General features: G+C 67.5%; 11 protein-coding genes. 9 read left to right on the top strand and 2 right to left on the bottom strand.

All coding sequences use genetic code 11. The annotated features are described in order from the left end of the window. Positions 1-319: 319 nt before the first annotated feature. The 9 genes from ACQ5BL_RS18310 to ACQ5BL_RS18270 all read left to right on the top strand — a co-directional run bounded on the left by ACQ5BL_RS18310 (position 320) and on the right by ACQ5BL_RS18270 (position 10,701). The gene (locus ACQ5BL_RS18310) at positions 320-1,714 is read left to right on the top strand and encodes a PLP-dependent aminotransferase family protein (protein WP_243807187.1); all 1,395 of its coding nucleotides are present in this window, start codon (positions 320-322) and stop codon (positions 1,712-1,714) included. 165 nt (positions 1,715-1,879) lie between these two features. Beyond that, positions 1,880-2,854 (top strand): hydroxyectoine utilization dehydratase EutB, encoded by a 975-nt coding sequence (eutB, locus tag ACQ5BL_RS18305; RefSeq protein WP_243807185.1) that lies wholly within the window; start codon positions 1,880-1,882, stop codon positions 2,852-2,854. Beyond that, positions 2,847-3,839: a cyclodeaminase gene (locus ACQ5BL_RS18300; RefSeq protein ID WP_243807183.1), complete on the top strand. Its 993-nt coding sequence runs from the start codon at positions 2,847-2,849 to the stop codon at positions 3,837-3,839. The genes eutB and ACQ5BL_RS18300 overlap by 8 nt, the downstream gene beginning before the upstream one ends. Before the next feature lie 91 nt (positions 3,840-3,930). Next, entirely contained in the window at positions 3,931-5,121 is a 1,191-nt protein-coding gene (gene doeA, locus ACQ5BL_RS18295) for an ectoine hydrolase DoeA (RefSeq protein WP_243807181.1), read from the top strand. 4 nt (positions 5,122-5,125) lie between these two features. Next, positions 5,126-6,142 carry a N(2)-acetyl-L-2,4-diaminobutanoate deacetylase DoeB gene (gene doeB, locus ACQ5BL_RS18290; protein WP_243807179.1) on the top strand — a complete coding sequence of 339 codons (1,017 nt, stop codon included), beginning with the start codon at positions 5,126-5,128 and terminating at the stop codon, positions 6,140-6,142. A 13-nt stretch (positions 6,143-6,155) separates the two neighbouring features. Further along, positions 6,156-6,644: an Lrp/AsnC family transcriptional regulator gene (locus ACQ5BL_RS18285; protein ID WP_243807177.1), complete on the top strand. Its 489-nt coding sequence runs from the start codon at positions 6,156-6,158 to the stop codon at positions 6,642-6,644. 418 nt (positions 6,645-7,062) lie between these two features. Further along, positions 7,063-7,713: a 7-cyano-7-deazaguanine/7-aminomethyl-7-deazaguanine transporter gene (locus ACQ5BL_RS18280; protein WP_243807167.1), complete on the top strand. Its 651-nt coding sequence runs from the start codon at positions 7,063-7,065 to the stop codon at positions 7,711-7,713. Between the two features lie 134 nt (positions 7,714-7,847). Beyond that, positions 7,848-9,305, top strand: coding sequence for an NAD-dependent succinate-semialdehyde dehydrogenase (locus ACQ5BL_RS18275; protein WP_243807164.1), 1,458 nt, complete (start codon positions 7,848-7,850; stop codon positions 9,303-9,305). A gap of 16 nt (positions 9,306-9,321) precedes the next feature. Further along, positions 9,322-10,701, top strand: coding sequence for an aspartate aminotransferase family protein (locus ACQ5BL_RS18270; RefSeq protein WP_243807162.1), 1,380 nt, complete (start codon positions 9,322-9,324; stop codon positions 10,699-10,701). 306 nt (positions 10,702-11,007) lie between these two features. Here ACQ5BL_RS18270 and ACQ5BL_RS18265 read toward each other — a convergent pair whose 3' ends face one another. Beyond that, a complete protein-coding gene (locus tag ACQ5BL_RS18265; protein WP_243807159.1) occupies positions 11,008-11,325 on the bottom strand; it encodes a tetratricopeptide repeat protein in 318 nt (105 codons plus the stop codon). 35 nt (positions 11,326-11,360) lie between these two features. Next, on the bottom strand, positions 11,361-12,812 hold the full coding sequence (locus tag ACQ5BL_RS18260; protein WP_243807157.1) for a TrkH family potassium uptake protein: 1,452 nt from the start codon (positions 12,810-12,812) through the stop codon (positions 11,361-11,363). Positions 12,813-12,912 lie beyond the last annotated feature (100 nt).

The raw sequence follows: 12,912 nt of genomic DNA, 5'->3' as shown, positions 1-12,912 counted from the left end.
TCGTACGACTATTGTTCTTGTTGGCAGGGCCCCTGCGGGGCCTTCCGAAGTTCACTCGCCAGGCGAGGTGATGGGGCAACGACGCCAGACTAAGCCCGGCTGCCTTGCGGCTCTTACCGATCGACAACCCCGCGGCGGGAAAAAGCCACCGTTGCGACGAACGCATCCGCTGGTTTTTTCTGCGCGGGCCTGACAATGCGGCCCGGTGTCCTGCAACCGAGCATACAAAGCGGGTGTGCGTGTCGACATTGCACTAGGACAATTGCTGCCCGTGTGCTGGTCGGTCACTCTGAGCTCCTGACCAGACGGAGCGCTGAAGATGGAAGCCTGGCGTCGCGCCCTGACCGACCTGCGGGTCGGCGAATCCAAGTACAAGACCCTGGTACAGGCCATTGCCGGCGACATCGAGCAAGGCCTGCTCAGCGACGGCCAGCGCCTGCCGCCGCAGCGTCAGGTCGCCGACGGCCTGGGCATCAGCGTGCAGACCGTGACCAACGCCTACAAGGAACTGGAGCGCCAGGGCCTGGTGCGCTGCGAGGTGGGCCGCGGCAGCTTCGTCTCGCGACGCATGACCGAAGGCATGGCGCACTACATGGTCGACCACCCCGAGCGTGCCCTGGTGGACTTCTCCATCGCCAGCATCGTCCATACCCGCGAGCACGATCGCCTGTGGCAGGACACCTGCCGCGCGCTGGCGCAGGAAAGCGACCAGCCCTGGATGCGCGCCTGCCGCCCGGTGGCCGGCTTCGACGCGCACCGCGACGCCGGCGTGCAATGGCTGGCGCAGCAGGGCCTGCAGCGTGAGCGAGACGATGTGCTGATCACCAACGGCGCCGCCCACGGCATCTTCCTTGCCCTGGCCTCCCTCGCCGGGCCGGACGACGTGGTGCTCTGCGAACAGCTCACCGACCACGGCGTGATCGGCAACTCCCAGGTGCTCGGCTTCACCCTGAAGGGCGTGGAGATCGACCGCGAAGGCATCGACCCGGAACACTTCGAGGACCTCTGCGCCAACGAGCGCATCACCGCGCTGGTGTGCACGCCGAACTTGAACAACCCCACGTCGAGCCTGATGCCCGACTCGCGCCGCCGCGAGATCGCCGCCATCGCCCAGCGCTACGGCGTGCACGTGATCGAGGACGACGTCTATGGCCCGCTGCTTGGTGAGCAGCGCCCGCCGCCGATCAGCCACTACCTACCGGACCTGTCGTTCTACTGCACCAGCTTCACCAAGAGCGTGCTCACCGGCCTGCGCATCGGCTACCTGGCCATGCCGCGCCGGCTGGCGCTGCGCACCGAAAGCATCCTGCGGGTGAACAGCTGGATGGCGACGCCGCTGCTGGCCGAGGTGGCCTCGCGGTGGATTCACAACGGCAACGCCCAGGCGCTGATCGGCTTGCAACGGCGGGTACTGGAGAAGCGCCAGGAACTGGTGAAGGACTGGCTCGGCGACTACCTGCTGGGCTGCGACCCGCATTCCCTCAGCACCTGGATCGGCATTCCCGAACACTGGGAGCTGGACAGCCTGGTGCGCGAGTTGCGCCACCGGCACATCGCCGTGACGCCACCCGACCCCTTCATGGTTCGCGGCACCCCGCGCCCGCGGGCGGTGCGCCTGTGCATGGGCGCCGAATGCAGCGACGAGCGCATGGCCAGCGCCCTGGAAGACATGCGCGAACTGTTCGGGCAGTACCCGAAGATTCACGATTTCTGACGCCGAAATCTCCCCTGTAGGAGCGGGCCATGCCCGCGATCGCGCGCATGGCGCGCTCCTACAAGTTGGCTCCGATCCTGGCATGCGAAATACATCGTCCTAGTACATTCATCGCGACAATTTCCCGCCCCTACACTCGGCCCCTACTGCAACCCGGAGGCCGAGATGGACCCGATTCCCCTCGTCGAACTGTACCGCGCACGCCAGCGCATCCAGGGCCTGGTGCGGGAGACGCCGCTGGCGCATTCGCCCAGCCTGTCCAACCTGCTCGGCGCCCCGGTTTACCTCAAGCTCGAATCCCAGCAGATCACCGGCAGCTTCAAGCTGCGCGGCGCGAGCAACGCCATTGCCCAGCTCAGCGACGAGCAGAAGGCCAAAGGCGTGGTCGCCGCCTCCACCGGCAACCATGGCCGGGCGCTGGCCCACGCCGCCCGCGTACTCGGCGTTCCGGCGACCATCTGTCTGTCGCAGTTGGTGCCGGCGAACAAGGTGCAGGGGATCCGCGAACTCGGCGCCGAAGTGCGCATCGTCGGAAACAGCCAGGACGATGCCCAGGCCGAGGCCGAACGTATCGCCCGCGATCATGGTGCGGCCCTGCTGCCGCCCTTCGACCATCCGCAGATCATCGCTGGCCAGGGCACTCTCGGCCTGGAAATCCTCGAACAGCTGCCGGACGTGCGCCAGGTGCTCGTACCGCTGTCCGGCGGTGGGCTGTTCGGTGGCGTGGCCCTGGCGCTCAAGCACGCCGATCCAACTATCCGCGTCCACGGCATCAGCATGCGCCGTGGCGCCGCCATGGCCGCCAGCCTCGCCGCCGGCCACCCGGTGGAAGTGGAAGAGCTGCCGACCCTGGCCGACTCCCTCGGCGGTGGCATCGGCCTCGCCAACCGCTACACCTTCGCCCTGGCCCGCGACTACTGCGACCAGCTGCACCTGCTCGACGAAGACTCCATCGCCGCCGGCATCCGCCACGCCTACCGCGAGGAGCGGCAGGTAGTGGAAGGCGCAGCCGCGGTCGGCATCGCCGCGCTGCTGGACGGCCTGATCGCCCCGGTCGGCCCGGTGGTGGTGATCGTCAGCGGCCGCAACATCGCCATCGAACAACACCAACGCGTTATCGAGGAGTCCACACATGGCTGATGTCACCCTGCTCAGCGAAGCCGACCTGCGCGCCTGCGTGGCGATTGACCAGGAAAGTCTCGACGCCGTCGAGCACGCCTTCCGCCTGCTCGCCACCGCGCCCGTGGCGATGCCGCCGATCCTTCGCCTGGACGTGCCCGAGCACAACGGCGAAGTGGACGTGAAGACCGCCTACCTGCCCGGCCTGCCGCGCTTCGCCATCAAGGTCAGCCCCGGCTTCTTCGACAACCCCAAGCTCGGCCTGCCCAGCCTCAACGGCATGATGATGCTGCTCTCCTCGCGCACCGGCCTGCTCGACGCGCTGCTGCTGGACAACGGCTACCTCACCGCCGTGCGCACCGCCTGCGCCGGCGCGGTGGCGGCCAAGTGGCTGGCCCGCGAGGACTCCCGCCAGGTCGCGCTGATCGGCGCTGGTGAGCAGGCGCGGCTGCAGCTCAAGGCACTGTGCCTGGTGCGCCCCATCAAGGCCGCCAGCGTCTGGGCGCGGGACATCGCCAAGGCACGCGAGTGCGCCAGCGATTTGTCCACTCGCCTGGGTATCCCGGTGACCGCCTGCGCCAGCATCGACGAAGCGCTGGAAGGCGCCGACATCGCCATCACCACCACGCCCAGCCGCGAGCCACTGATCCAGAAACATCACCTGCGCCCCGGCCTGCACATCACCGCCATGGGCTCCGATGCCGAGCACAAGAACGAGATCGCCGCCGACGCCCTGGCGGCGGTGGACAGCTATGTCGCCGACCGTCTCAGCCAGACCCTGGTACTGGGCGAGCTGCACCACGCGGTGGAGGCCGGCAACGTCAGCCTGGACGCCGACTTCGCCGAGCTCGGGCAGGTCATCGCCGGGCAGCGCGAAGGCCGTCGCCGCGCCGAAGACATCACCCTCTGCGACCTCACCGGCACCGGCGCCCAGGACACCGCCATCGCCGGCCTGGCCTTCCAGCGGGCGCAGCGGATGGGCAAGGGCTTTCGCTTCAGCAGCTGATCCAACACACCCTGTAGGAGCGCCCCATGGGCGCGATCGCGGGCATGGCCCGCTCCTACAAGAACAAGAAAACCCGAAAGAGGATTTCCGCATGTCCGAAATCGTCGTCAAACTCCCCTTCAGCCGGGAGGAATATGCCCAGCGGATCGCCAAGGTCCGCGCCAGCATGCAGGAGCGTGGCATCGAGCTGCTGCTGGTCACCGACCCGTCGAACATGGCCTGGCTCACCGGCTACGACGGCTGGTCCTTCTACGTGCACCAGTGCGTGCTGCTGGCGCTGGACGGCGAGCCGGTCTGGTACGGCCGCGGCCAGGACGCCAACGGCGCGCGGCGCACGGTGTTCATGCAGGCGGACAACATCGTCGGCTACCCCGACCACTACGTGCAGTCCACCGAGCGCCACCCGATGGACTACCTGTCCCGCGAGGTGATCGCCGCGCGCGGCTGGGCGAGCAAGACCCTCGGCGTGGAGATGGACAACTACTACTTCAGCGCCGCCGCCTTCCGCTCGCTGCAGGCCAACCTGCCGACCGCGAGGTTCGTCGACGCCACCGCCCTGGTGAACTGGCAGCGCGCGGTGAAGTCCCCGCGCGAGATCGAGTACATGCGCGTCGCCGCGCGCATCGTCGAGAAGATGCACGCGCACATCGTCGAACGCATCGAACCGGGCATGCGCAAGAACGAGCTGGTGGCGGAGATCTACAGCACCGGCATCCTCGGTGCCGACGGCCACGGCGGCGACTACCCGGCCATCGTCCCGCTGCTGCCCACCGGCGCCGATGCCAGCGCGCCGCACCTGACCTGGGACGACACGCCCTTCGAGCGCGGCGCCGGCACCTTCTTCGAGATCGCCGGCTGCTACAAGCGCTACCACTGTCCGCTGTCGCGCACCGTGTTCCTCGGCACGCCGCCGCAGCATTTCCTCGATGCGGAAAAAGCCGTGGTCGAAGGCATCGCCGCCGGCCTGGACGCCGCCAAACCCGGCAACACCACCGGCGACATCGCCCGCGCCTTCTTCCGCGTGCTGGAGAAGTTCGGCATCCACAAGGACAGCCGCTGCGGCTACCCCATCGGCATCAGCTACCCGCCGGACTGGGGCGAACGCACCATGAGCCTGCGCCCGAGTGACAACAGCGTGCTGGAGCCGGGCATGACCTTCCACTTCATGCCCGGTCTGTGGATGGACGACTGGGGCCTGGAGATCACCGAAAGCATCCTCATCACCGAGCGCGGCGTGGAGACCTTCTGCGACTACCCGCGCCAGTTGTTCGTGAAGGAGTGAAGCGATGACCCATGCACTCGACAAGCCGCTTCGTGAAAACCCCATCTCCGCCAGCGTCGACTTCCAGCGAGACGGCGTGCAGCACGGCCACCTCAAGCTGCCCTACTCGCGAGACGATTCGGCCTGGGGTGCGGTGATGATCCCGATCTGCGTGGTGAAGAACGGCGAAGGCCCCACCGCGCTGCTCACCGGCGGCAACCACGGCGACGAGTATGAAGGCCCGGTGGCGCTCAGCCGCCTGGCCCAGGAACTGCGCGCCGAGGACGTGCGCGGCCGGGTGATCATCGTACCGTTCATGAACACCCCGGCGTTCCTCGCCGGCAAGCGCACCTCGCCGATCGATGCCGGCAACCTCAACCGCAGCTTCCCCGGCCGCCCCGACGGCACGGTGACGCAGAAGATCGCCGACTACTTCCAGCGCACCCTGCTGCCGTTGGCGGACGTGGTGCTGGATATCCATTCCGGTGGCCGCACCCTCGACTTCCTGCCCTTCGCCGCCTGCCACGTGCTGCCGGACAAGGCCCAGCAGGAGGCCAGCGAGGCGCTGATGCGCGCCTTCGCCGCGCCCTATTCGATGCGCATGCTGGAGCTGGACGCGGTGGGCATGTACGACACGGCGGCCGAGGAGCAGGGCAAGCTGTTCGTCACCACCGAACTGGGGGGCGGCGGCAGCAGCAGCGCGCGCAGCGTGGCCATCGCCCGGCGCGGCGTGCGCAACGTGCTGGTGCAGGCCGGCATCCTGCGTGGCGAAGTCGAGCCGTCGAAGTCGGTGATGCTCGACATGCCCGACGGCGACTGCTTCGTCGCCAGCCAGCACGGCGGCCTGCTGGAGATGTGCCGCGACCTGGGCGACCGGGTCGAGCGCGGCGAAGTGCTGGCGCGGGTCCACGACGTGCTGCGCACCGGCGCCGCGCCGGTGGAGTACCGCGCCAAGCGCAGTGGCATCCTCGCCGCGCGGCATTTCCCCGGACTGGTGCAGAGCGGCGACACCCTCGCCGTGGTCGCCGAGGTGCTGGACTGAACGGGAGCCCGTCATGATCAAGCTCGACCGCTATGACCTGAAGATCCTGCGCATCCTCGCCGGCGACGGGCGCATCACCAAGTCGAGTCTGGCCGAGGCGATCAACCTCTCGGTCAGCCCGGCCTGGGAACGCGTGCGCAAGCTGGAGGAGGCCGGACTGATCAAGGGCTACCGCGCGCAGATCGACTGGCCGGCGCTGTTCAGGCAGCAGCAGGTGCTGGTGGAGATCACTCTGGCGCGCCACACCGCGCAGGACATGAAGCGCTTCGAGCAGCGCCTGCAACAGGCGCCAGAGGTGGGCTTCTGCTACGCCACCGGCGGCGGGGTGGACTACATCGCGATGATCCAGGCGCGCGACATCGACCACTACCAGCGCTTCATCGACCAGCTGCTGCTGGAGGATGTGGGCATCGAGCGTTACTTCACCTACATCGTCACCAAGGTGATCAAGACGCTGGATGCGGCAATCCCCGCCGAGGCGCTGGAGCCGGGTTCTGCGTAGGGAGAATAACCTGGAACAGGTTATCCGCCGTTGCCCTTGTGGCGGATAACGCTGGCGCGTTATGCACCCTACGACGTGCCGTCTTTGTAGGAGCGAGCTTGCTCGCGAAGCCGCCAGCGCCGATGCGGCCGGGGAATCTGTTCGCGAGCAAGGGCTAGGCGCCCCCCTCGCTCCTACAGCTCCCGGTTTGCGCGGGTGTCGAACTGTACGTAGGAGCGGACTCCGTCCGCGATGATTTCCGGCGCGATGCGGGGCCGATCGCGGACGGAGTCCGCTCCTACGAATATGCAAACATCGAGCTGAACAAAAAACACTCAATAAATCCTGACTTCCCGGTCCGATTCGTATAAACTGCGCGCCGCTCGGCATGGTGCCGGGCATGGGTTCCCTCACCCCATCGACGAAAAAGGCCCTGAGCATGTCGGCATCCCTTCCGGCGGCACGGCGCGGCGCACTCGCCGGCCTGGTCGCGTTCCACATCCTGATCATCATCGCCAGCAACTACCTGGTGCAGCTGCCCATGACCCTGTTCGGCTGGCACACCACCTGGGGCGCGTTCAGCTTCCCGTTCATCTTCCTGGCCACCGACCTCACCGTCCGCCTGCTCGGCAAGCGCCCGGCGCGGCTGGTCATCGCGCGGGTGATGATCCCGGCGCTGCTGGCTTCCTACGTGATCTCGGTGATCTTCCAGGAAGGCGCCTTCCGGGGCGTCGCCGCCCTGGGCGACTTCAACACCTTCGTCGCGCGGATTTCCCTGGCCAGCTTCCTGGCCTACGTGTTCGGCCAGATCCTCGACATCCAGGTCTTCGACCGCCTGCGCCGCATGCGCCAGTGGTGGATCGCCCCGGTGGTCTCGACCCTGTTCGGCAATCTGCTGGACACCTTCACCTTCTTCTCCATCGCCTTCTGGCACAGCGACAACGCCTTCATGGCCGAACACTGGGTGGAGATCGCCTGGGTCGACTACGGCGTGAAGCTGGTGGTCATGCTGATGCTCTTCGTGCCGCTCTACGGCATGTTGCTGAGCGCCATCACGCGGAATCTGCGCCGCCAGCCCGCCGTCATCTGACGCCACCCGAAAAAGCCCAACAGCGGCGGCAGAACTGCGAAAAGATTTGCCGCCGCCATCCCCCGCTTAGGAAAAAACCGCGCGCCTCCGGCCCCTAGCATGGTCTCCATGCCAACCGTCCGGGAGCCGCCGCCATGTCCTTTGCCCATCCCCTGCTGTTCAAGTCGCTCTGCTATGTGAATGGCCACTGGCTGCACAGCGCGAGCGGCACCAGCATCGCCGTCGACAACCCCGCCACCCGCGAACCCATCGGCCACGTGCCGTTGCTCGATCGCGAGCAGATCGTGAGCGCCATCGACGCCGCCGCAGCCGCCTTCCCCGCCTGGCGTGCGCGCAGCCTGGATGACCGTGGCGCATTGCTGCGCCGCTGGGCCGAGCTGATCCGCCAGCACCGCGAAGACCTCGCGCAGATCCTCAGCCTGGAGCAGGGCAAGCCGCTGGCCGAATCCCTCGGCGAGATCGACTATGCCGCGAGCTTCATCCCCTGGTTCGCCGAGGAAGCGCGCCGCCTGAACGGCCGCAACATCCCCAGCCACATCCCCAACGCGCACCTGGGGACGGTGGTCGAGCCGGTCGGCGTCGCCGCCCTGCTCACGCCGTGGAACTTCCCCAGCGCGATGATCACCCGCAAGGCCGCCGCTGCTCTCGCCGCCGGCTGCAGCGTGGTGGTCAAGCCGGCCCACGAGACGCCCTACTCCGCCTTCGCCCTCGCCCAACTGGCCGAGGAAGCCGGCTTCCCTGCCGGCGTGTTCAACGTGGTGCTGGGCGAGCCGCAGATGGCCATGGAAACCCTGGTGGGCGACAGCCGCGTACGCGCCGTGAGCTTCACCGGCTCGACCCGCGTAGGGAAGCTGGTCCTGCAGGCCGCCGCCCGGGACGTGAAGAAAGTCGCCCTGGAGCTGGGCGGCAATGCGCCCTTCATCGTGCTGCCCGATGCCGATCTGGAGCAGGCGGTGCGGTTCGCCATCGACGCCAAGTTCCAGACCTCCGGGCAGGACTGCTGCGCGGCCAACCGCATCCTGGTCGCCCGCGAGCTCTATGAACCCTTCCTGCAGCGTTTCGCCCGCGCCGTGCGTGAACTGCGCGTCGGCCCGGCCAGCGATTCGCGCAGCCAGATCGGCCCGCTGATGCACCAGGGCGCCTTCGACGTCACCTGCGAGCGCGTGCAGGACGCCATCGCCCAGGGCGCGCGCCTGCTCGCCGGCGGTGAGCCCCATGCGCTGGGCGGCTGGTTCCACCAGCCCACCGTGCTGGCCGACGTCACGCCGCGGATGCGCATCTGGCGCGAGGAGAACTTCGCCCCCATCGCTGGCGTGAGCGCCTACGACGACCTGGACGAAGCCGTCCGGCTGGCCAACGACACCGAGTACGGCCTGGCCGCCTACCTGTGTGGGCAACGCCTGGATCACATCTGGCCGCTGATGCGGCGCCTGGAGTTCGCCATGGTGGCGGTCAACGGCGCCAAGTTCACCGGCCACCCCATTCCCTTCGGCGGCATGAAGGCTTCGGGCCTGGGCCGCGAAGGCGGCAGCGAGGGCTTCGAGCCCTTCGTCGAAACCAAGTACTTCGCCCTGCACCACGGCGCCATCTGACCGGGAGACCACCGCCATGACCGACTACGCCAAGCTGTTCGAAGAAGATCGTGCCCATTTCATGCACCCCTCGACCCACGCCCACGACCACGCCAGTGGCGCGCTGCCGGGGCGGATCATCACCGGTGCCTCCGGCGTGCGCATCCGCGACCACCAGGGCCGCGAGCTGCTCGATGCCTTCGCCGGCCTGTACTGCGTGAACATCGGCTATGGCCGCACCGAAGTCGCCGACGCGATTTATGCCCAGGCCACGCAGCTGGCCTACTACCACACCTACGTGGGGCACTCGTCCGAGGCGATCATCGAGCTGTCCGCGCGGATCATCCGCGACTGGGCGCCAGCGGGCATGAAGAAGGTCTACTACGGCCTCTCCGGTTCCGACGCCAACGAGACCCAGGTCAAGCTGGTGCGCTACTACAACAACGTGCTGGGCCGGCCGCAGAAGAAAAAGATCATCTCCCGCCAGCGCGGCTACCACGGTTCGGGCATCGTCACCGGCAGCCTCACGGGGCTCGCCAGCTTCCACCAGCACTTCGACTTGCCGGTGGAAGGCGTCAAGCACACCCTCTGCCCGCACTTCTACAAGGCCCCGGCCGGCATGGACGAAGCCAGCTTCGTGCGCCACTGCGCCCAGGAGCTGGAGAACCTGATCCTCGCCGAAGGGCCGGACACCGTGGCCGCCTTCATCGGCGAGCCGGTGATGGGCACCGGCGGCATCATCGTCCCGCCCAAGGGCTACTGGGAGGCGATCCAGGCGGTGCTGGCGAAATACGACGTGCTGCTGATCGCCGACGAAGTGGTCTGCGCCTTCGGCCGCCTCGGCGACAAGATGGGCAGCCAGCGCTACGGCATGCGCCCGGACCTGATCACCACCGCCAAGGGCCTGACCAGCGCCTACGCGCCTCTGTCGGCGGTGATCGTCGGCGAGAAGGTGTGGGACGTGATCGACAGCGCCTCCAGCCGCGAAGGCGCCATGGGCCACGGCTGGACCTACTCCGGCCACCCGATCTGCGCGGCGGCGGCGCTGGCCAACCTGAACATCCTCGAAAGGGAAAACATCACCGCCAACGCGGCGGAGGTCGGCGGCTACCTCAACCAGCAGCTGCGCCAGACCTTCGAGGGCCATCCGTTGGTGGGCGAGGTGCGCGGCGACGGCATGCTGGCGGCGCTGGAGTTCATGGCCGACCGCGAGGCGCGCACGCCATTCGATCCGGCGCTGAAGGTCGGTCCGAAGGTTTCGGCGGCGTGCCTGGAACGCGGCATGATCGCCCGCGCCATGCCCCACGGCGACATCCTCGGCTTCGCCCCGCCGCTGGTGCTGACCCGCGCCGAGGCGGATGAGATCGTCGGCACCGCCAAGGCGGCGGTGGATGCGGTGGCGGCGGAGGTGCTGTAAAGGCTCTTCGTAGGAGCGGACTCTGTCCGCGATGTGCCACCGGCCAGCTCGGAGCGGCCGGCAATCGATCGCGGACGGAGTCCGCTCCTACGAGATCAAGAGCCCCTCACCCTAACCCTCTCCCGCGAGCGGGAGAGGGGACCGTTCGGAGCAGGGAGCAATCAAAGCGTCAGCCGGTACGGACGGCTCCCTCTCCCTGAGGGAGAGGGCTGGGGTGAGGGGGAATCGCAGGCACGGACTTATCCGGTAGAAGACAGTTGCTCCTACGTAACCTTCAAGGTCGGTGAGTGGCGATAAAAAGGGCGCTTACGCGCCCTTTGTCTTGTCCAGCTTGCGCAGGAATACCGTCATCTCCTTCTCCGCCTGCTTGTCGCCATGGGCCTGCGCGGCGGCCAGGCCATCGGTCCAGGCGGCGCGAGCGCCGTCGAGGTCATCCTGGGCCTGCAGCGCCTTGCCCAGCAGCTTCCAGGCGGCGGAGTACTTCGGGTCCTGCTCCACGCAGCGGCGCAGGTGTTCGGCGGCCTTGGCGGCATCGCCGGCATCCAGGTAACCCTTGCCCAGGCCAAAGCGCAGCAATGGGTTATCCACGCCCTTGGCGAGCATCTTTTCCAGCGAGTCGATCATGGCGGGCCTCCGGTTGCGTCGCCCATCATTGTGCCTCAACTGCGCCAGAACGCGGGCGTCAGCAGGATCAGCAGGGAGAACACCTCCAGCCGCCCCAACACCATGGCCAGGCTCAACACCAGCTTGGCGCTGGCCGGCAGGTTGCCATAGTGCACGGCGGCTTCGCCCAGCGCCGGGCCCAGGTTGTTCAGGCAGGAGGCCAGGGTGGAGAAGGCGGTGAGCTGGTCCACGCCCAGGGCCAGCAGCACCAGCATCAGGCTGACGAAGGTCACCAGGTAGATCGAGAAGAACGCCCACACCGATTCCACTACGCGGTCCGGCACCGTGCGCCGGCCCAGCTTCACCAGGAATACCCCGTTGGGATGCAGCAGACGCAGGAATTCGCGCATGCCCTGGCGGTACACCAGCAGCACGCGCATTACCTTCATGCCGCCGCCGGTGGAGCCGGCGCAGGCGCCGATGAAGGTGCTGTAGAGCAGCAGGTAGGGCAGCAGCGTCGGCCAGGTACTGAAATCCGCCAGACCGAACCCGGTGGTGGTGGCCACCGAGATCACCATGAAGGCCGCGTAGCGGATCGATTGCAGCGGCGACTCGTAGTGATGGTGGAGGAGCAGCGTTGCCGAGGTGATCAGGAACAGCGCCAGCAGGATACCCAGATAAGCCCGGCACTCGGGATCCTTCAGGTAATGGCTGACCCGGCGCTGGCGCCAGGCGAGGAAGTGCAGGCTGAAATTGATCCCGGAGATCACCAGGAAGGCCATGCAGATCAGCTCGATCAGCGGGCTGTCGAAGTAGCCGATGCTGGCGTCGTGGGTGGAGAAGCCGCCGATGGCGATGGTCGAGAAGCTGTGGCCGATGGCATCGAACAGGCTCATGCCGGCCGCCCAGTAGGCCAGCGCGCAGGCGGCGGTCAGGCCGCAGTAGAGGAACCAGAGGGTCTTGGCCGTATCGGCGATGCGCGGCGAGAGCTTGTGCTCCTTCAATGGGCCGGGCATTTCCGCGCGATACAGCTGCATGCCGCCGATGCCGAGCATCGGCATCACCGCCACCGCCAGCACCACGATGCCCATGCCGCCCAGCCATTGCAGCTGCTGGCGGTAGTAGAGGATCGCGTGGGGCAGTTTATCCAGGCCGGTGAGGACGGTGGCGCCGGTCGTGCTCAAGCCGGAGAAGGCTTCGAACAGCGCGTCGGCCACGCCCATGTGCGGTGCGTCCGACAGCGCGAAGGGCAAGGCGCCGAAGGAGCCGAGGACGATCCAGAACAGCGCGGTCACCAGGTAGCCATCGCGGATGCGCAGGTCCTGCTTGTGCTGGCGGCACGGCCACCAGATGGCGAAGCCGGTCAGCAGGGTGACCAGGAACGACAGCGCGAAGGGCTGCCAGGCGTGCTCGGCGTAATGAAGGTCCACGAGCAGCGGCGGCAGGTGCGTGGCGCTGAACAGCATCAGCAGCACGCCGAGGATTCGACCGATGGAGGAGTAGCGCATGACCGTAGGCAGACAAGCTGGAACAGGCCACGCAGGGTGACAAGGGAGGGGCGGCGGCGCTGTAGGAGCTGTCTGAAAGCGCTGCGGACTTGACTGGCAA

This window comes from Pseudomonas sp. B1-22 (assembly GCF_050474425.1).
Classification (GTDB): Bacteria; Pseudomonadota; Gammaproteobacteria; order Pseudomonadales; family Pseudomonadaceae; genus Pseudomonas.
Note: the sequence above shows the minus strand (reverse complement) of the source record. Positions and strands in the feature narration are given on the sequence as shown.

What these genes read in the sequence shown, in the direction of transcription:
- ACQ5BL_RS18285 (WP_243807177.1), top strand. Translation starts at nt 6,156, where the DNA reads ATGATCAAGCTCGACCGCTATGACCTGAAGATCCTGCGCATCCTCGCC.
- ACQ5BL_RS18280 (WP_243807167.1), top strand. Translation starts at nt 7,063, where the DNA reads ATGTCGGCATCCCTTCCGGCGGCACGGCGCGGCGCACTCGCCGGCCTG.
- ACQ5BL_RS18260 (WP_243807157.1), bottom strand. Translation starts at nt 12,812, where the DNA reads ATGCGCTACTCCTCCATCGGTCGAATCCTCGGCGTGCTGCTGATGCTG.
- ACQ5BL_RS18300 (WP_243807183.1), top strand. Translation starts at nt 2,847, where the DNA reads ATGGCTGATGTCACCCTGCTCAGCGAAGCCGACCTGCGCGCCTGCGTG.
- ACQ5BL_RS18310 (WP_243807187.1), top strand. Translation starts at nt 320, where the DNA reads ATGGAAGCCTGGCGTCGCGCCCTGACCGACCTGCGGGTCGGCGAATCC.
- ACQ5BL_RS18270 (WP_243807162.1), top strand. Translation starts at nt 9,322, where the DNA reads ATGACCGACTACGCCAAGCTGTTCGAAGAAGATCGTGCCCATTTCATG.
- ACQ5BL_RS18275 (WP_243807164.1), top strand. Translation starts at nt 7,848, where the DNA reads ATGTCCTTTGCCCATCCCCTGCTGTTCAAGTCGCTCTGCTATGTGAAT.
- eutB (WP_243807185.1), top strand. Translation starts at nt 1,880, where the DNA reads ATGGACCCGATTCCCCTCGTCGAACTGTACCGCGCACGCCAGCGCATC.
- doeB (WP_243807179.1), top strand. Translation starts at nt 5,126, where the DNA reads ATGACCCATGCACTCGACAAGCCGCTTCGTGAAAACCCCATCTCCGCC.
- ACQ5BL_RS18265 (WP_243807159.1), bottom strand. Translation starts at nt 11,325, where the DNA reads ATGATCGACTCGCTGGAAAAGATGCTCGCCAAGGGCGTGGATAACCCA.
- doeA (WP_243807181.1), top strand. Translation starts at nt 3,931, where the DNA reads ATGTCCGAAATCGTCGTCAAACTCCCCTTCAGCCGGGAGGAATATGCC.